The sequence below is a fragment of the Pseudonocardia nantongensis genome, from assembly GCF_046546495.1.
Classification (GTDB): domain Bacteria; phylum Actinomycetota; class Actinomycetes; order Mycobacteriales; family Pseudonocardiaceae; genus Pseudonocardia; species Pseudonocardia nantongensis.
The window spans coordinates 1-5,184 of record NZ_JBKGXT010000042.1 but is presented as its reverse complement, the minus strand read 5'-3'; the positions used below and the strand labels follow the sequence as shown (position 1 = coordinate 5,184).

3 rRNA genes are annotated in these 5,184 nt (G+C 58.1%); all 3 read right to left on the bottom strand.

The annotated features are described in order from the left end of the window. Nucleotides 1-3 precede the first annotated feature (3 nt). The 3 genes from rrf to ACLFMI_RS26640 all read right to left on the bottom strand — a co-directional run bounded on the left by rrf (nt 4) and on the right by ACLFMI_RS26640 (nt 5,171). Nucleotides 4-120, bottom strand: a 5S ribosomal RNA gene (rrf, locus tag ACLFMI_RS26650). Nucleotides 121-248: 128 nt separating this feature from the next. Beyond that, nucleotides 249-3,346, bottom strand: a 23S ribosomal RNA gene (locus tag ACLFMI_RS26645). A 301-nt stretch (nt 3,347-3,647) separates the two neighbouring features. Next, a 16S ribosomal RNA gene (locus ACLFMI_RS26640) occupies nt 3,648-5,171 on the bottom strand. Together the 16S, 23S and 5S rRNA genes form the textbook arrangement of a ribosomal RNA operon. Between the last annotated feature and the right edge of the window lie 13 nt (nt 5,172-5,184).

The window sequence follows — 5,184 nt, the reverse complement described above, 5'->3', positions numbered from 1 at the left end:
GAATGTCGGCGGCGACCTACTCTCCCACACCCTGACGAGTGCAGTACCATCGGCGCAGGAAGGCTTAGCTACCGGGTTCGGAATGGGACCGGGCGTTCCCCTACCGCTATGACCACCGACAACACTATGAGACCTGCGGTCGGCTTCAAAAAACCGAACCACAAACCTATAAAATCAACTACAAACCCACACCCACAACCGCGGGCGGTTGTGGGTTCAGGGTCACACAGTGGATGCGAACAACTCGTTGTGGCAAGCCCTCGGCCTATTAGTACCGGTCAACTCCAACCCCTCACAGGGCTTCCATCTCCGGCCTATCAACCCAGTCATCTCCTGGGAGCCTTACCCACTCAAGGTGGTGGGAGACCTCATCTTGGAACAGGCTTCCCGCTTAGATGCCTTCAGCGGTTATCCCTCCCGAACATAGCCAACCAGCCGTGCCCCTGGCGGGACAACTGGCACACCAGAGGTTCGTCCGTCCCGGTCCTCTCGTACTAGGGACAGCCTTCCTCAAGTCTCCAACGCGCGCGGCGGATAGGGACCGAACTGTCTCACGACGTTCTAAACCCAGCTCGCGTACCGCTTTAATGGGCGAACAGCCCAACCCTTGGGACCTACTCCAGCCCCAGGATGCGACGAGCCGACATCGAGGTGCCAAACCATGCCGTCGATATGGACTCTTGGGCAAGATCAGCCTGTTATCCCCGGGGTACCTTTTATCCGTTGAGCGACACCCCTTCCACCAGGAGGTGCCGGATCACTAGTCCCGACTTTCGTCCCTGCTCGACCCGTCAGTCTCACAGTCAAGCTCCCTTGTGCACTTACACTCAACACCTGATTGCCAACCAGGCTGAGGGAACCTTTGGGCGCCTCCGTTACCCTTTAGGAGGCAACCGCCCCAGTTAAACTACCCACCAGGCACTGTCCCTGAACCAGATCATGGCCCGAGGTTCAGACACCCAATTCGACCAGAGTGGTATTTCAACAACGACTCCACCATCACTAGCGTGACCGCTTCCCAGTCTCCCACCTATCCTACACAAGCCGAACCGAGCACCAATACCAAGCTGTAGTAAAGGTCCCGGGGTCTTTCCGTCCTGCCGCGCGTAACGAGCATCTTTACTCGTAATGCAATTTCGCCGAGTCTGTGGTCGAGACAGCGCCCAAGTCGTTACGCCATTCGTGCAGGTCGGAACTTACCCGACAAGGAATTTCGCTACCTTAGGATGGTTATAGTTACCACCGCCGTTTACTGGCGCTTAAATTCTCCGCTTCACCCCGAAGGATTAACGGGTCCTCTTAACGTTCCAGCACCGGGCAGGCGTCAGTCCGTATACATCGTCTTGCGACTTCGCACGGACCTGTGTTTTTAGTAAACAGTCGCTTGGGCCTGGTCTCTGCGACCACCCACCCCTAGCCCGCAATGGGGCTTCAAAGCAGGTGGCCCCCCTTCTCCCGAAGTTACGGGGGCATTTTGCCGAATTCCTTAACCACAGTTCGCTCGATCGCCTCGGTATTCTCTACCTGACCACCTGTGTCGGTTTCGGGTACGGGCCGCAACAGCACTCGCTAGAGGCTTTTCTCGACAGCATGGGATCACCCTCTTCGCCTCAATCGGCTACGCATCACCTCTCACCCTTCACGACCTCCCGGATTTACCTGGGAAGTCAGGCTACAGGCTTACACCACGACAACCACCGCGTGGCGGAGCTACCCTCCTGCGTCACCCCATCACTTGCCTACTACCGGATCGGATCCCACGCTCCCCCACACAACAACCCCGAAGGGTCGAAGGTGGGCTCGGATGGTTAGCATCACCGGCCCCAGCATGGACGCACTATCACGAGCACGGGAATATCAACCCGTTGTCCATCGACTACGCCTGACGGCCTCGCCTTAGGTCCCGGCTCACCCTGGGCGGAACAACCTGGCCCAGGAACCCTTGGTCATCCGGCGGCAGAGATTCTCACTCTGCATTCGCTACTCATGCCTGCATTCTCACTCCCACACCCTCCACCCGTAAATCACTCCCGGGCTTCACCAGATGCAGGACGCTCCCCTACCCAACAACACCAACAGTGTCATTGCCACGGCTTCGGCGGTGCGCTTGAGCCCCGCTACATTGTCGGCGCAGGACCACTTGACCAGTGAGCTATTACGCACTCTTTCAAGGATGGCTGCTTCTAAGCCAACCTCCTGGTTGTCTCTGCGATCCCACATCCTTTTCCACTTAGCGCACGCTTAGGGGCCTTAGCCGGTGATCTGGGCTGTTTCCCTCTCGACCACGAAGCTTATCCCCCGCAGTCTCACTGCCGCGCTCTCACTCACCGGCATTCGGAGTTTGGTTGACTTCGGTAAGCTTGTCGGCCCCCTAGGCCATCCAGTGCTCTACCTCCGGCGAGAAACACACGACGCTGCACCTAAATGCATTTCGGGGAGAACCAGCTATCACGAAGTTTGATTGGCCTTTCACCCCTACCCACAGCTCATCCCCCAGGTTTTCAACCCTGGTGGGTTCGGGCCTCCACGACGTCTTACCGACGCTTCACCCTGGCCATGGGTAGATCACTCCGCTTCGGGTCTACACCCCGCGACTCACACGCCCTATTCGGACTCGCTTTCGCTACGGCTACCCCACACAGGTTAACCTCGCCACGAAGCATAACTCGCAGGCTCATTCTTCAAAAGGCACGCCATCACCCTGTACCTCGAAAGTACTGCAGGCTCTGACGGCTTGTAAGCACACGGTTTCAGGTACTATTTCACTCCCCTCCCGGGGTACTTTTCACCTTTCCCTCACGGTACTCGTCCGCTATCGGTCATCAGGTAGTATTTAGGCTTGACGGGTGGTCCCGCCAGATTCACAGCGAATTCCACGGGCTCGCTGCTACTCGGGAAAATGCCCACGACCAGTATCATGTTTTCGCGTACGGGGCTCTCACCCACTACGGCGACCCGTCCCAGAAGTCTTCCGCTAACACAACACACGACCGTCCCATCCTCGGCAGAAGATGAACAGCACATCCCACAACCCCGCATCCGCAACACCTGCCGGCTTGACACGGACACGGTTTAGCCTCATCCGCTTTCGCTCGCCACTACTCACGGAATCACTGTTGTTTTCTCTTCCTGTGGGTACTGAGATGTTTCACTTCCCCACGTTCCCTCCACGCACCCTATGAATTCAGGTACGGGTAACGCCCCATGACGGGCGCTGGGTTTCCCCATTCGGACACCCTCGGATCACAGCTCGGTTGACAGCTCCCCGAGGCCTATCGCGGCCTCCCACGTCCTTCATCGGCTCCTGATGCCCAGGCATCCACCATGTGCTCTTAACAACTTGACCACAACAAGATGCTCGCATCCACTATGCAACACTCAACCCACAACCACACAGCAACCCGAGCAACCACCACCCCCACCACAGGAGACGTTAGGAAACCCAAACCACCAGCGGCCAGAAAGAAAACCCCTCACAGGGTGTCCCCTCAGGACCCAACAGTGTGCCAAGCCAGATTCGGCGTTCCACTTGTGTTCCACCCAGTCACACCCGACCCACACGCGGGGCCGACAGTGCGATTCAGTTAAGGAACCAACACCCTCACAACAGTGAAGAGTTGGCGCCCCACCACTGTGGGACTCCTTAGAAAGGAGGTGATCCAGCCGCACCTTCCGGTACGGCTACCTTGTTACGACTTCGTCCCAATCGCCAGTCCCACCTTCGACGACTCCCTCCCACACAGGGTTGGGCCGCCGGCTTCGGGTGTTACCAACTTTCGTGACGTGACGGGCGGTGTGTACAAGGCCCGGGAACGTATTCACCGCAGCGTTGCTGATCTGCGATTACTAGCGACTCCAACTTCACGGGGTCGAGTTGCAGACCCCGATCCGAACTGAGACTCACTTTAAGGGATTCGCTCCACCTCACGGTCTCGCAGCCCTCTGTATGAGCCATTGTAGCATGTGTGAAGCCCTGGACATAAGGGGCATGATGACTTGACGTCATCCCCACCTTCCTCCGAGTTGACCCCGGCAGTCTCCCATGAGTCCCCACCATCACGTGCTGGCAACATGGAACAAGGGTTGCGCTCGTTGCGGGACTTAACCCAACATCTCACGACACGAGCTGACGACAGCCATGCACCACCTGCACACAGGCCACAAGGGAAACGACATCTCTGCCGCGATCCTGTGCATGTCAAACCCAGGTAAGGTTCTTCGCGTTGCATCGAATTAATCCACATGCTCCGCCGCTTGTGCGGGCCCCCGTCAATTCCTTTGAGTTTTAGCCTTGCGGCCGTACTCCCCAGGCGGGGCGCTTAATGCGTTAGCTGCGGCACAGAAACCGTGGAATGGTCCCCACACCTAGCGCCCAACGTTTACGGCGTGGACTACCAGGGTATCTAATCCTGTTCGCTCCCCACGCTTTCGCTCCTCAGCGTCAGTATCGGCCCAGAGACCCGCCTTCGCCACCGGTGTTCCTCCTGATATCTGCGCATTTCACCGCTACACCAGGAATTCCAGTCTCCCCTGCCGAACTCAAGTGATGCCCGTATCGACCGCACGCTCAGAGTTAAGCCCCAAGTTTTCACGGCCGACGCGACACACCGCCTACGAGCTCTTTACGCCCAATAATTCCGGACAACGCTCGCACCCTACGTGTTACCGCGGCTGCTGGCACGTAGTTGGCCGGTGCTTCTTATCCAGGTACCGTCACAAAAGCTTCGTCCCTGGCGAAAGAGGTTTACAACCCGAAGGCCGTCATCCCCCACGCGGCGTCGCTGCGTCAGGCTTCCGCCCATTGCGCAATATTCCCCACTGCTGCCTCCCGTAGGAGTCTGGGCCGTGTCTCAGTCCCAGTGTGGCCGGTCGCCCTCTCAGGCCGGCTACCCGTCACCGCCTTGGTAGGCCATCACCCCACCAACAAGCTGATAGGCCGCGGGCCCATCCCCAGCCGAACCGAATCTTTCCACACACCAACATGCGCCGATGTGTCCTATCCGGTATTAGACCCAGTTTCCCGGGCTTATCCCAGAGCTGAGGGCAGGTCACCCACGTGTTACTCACCCGTTCGCCGCTCGTGTACCCCCGAAAGGGCCTTACCGCTCGACTTGCATGTGTTAAGCACGCCGCCAGCGTTCGTCCTGAGCCAGGATCAAACTCTCCAACAAAAACCCTGACAAA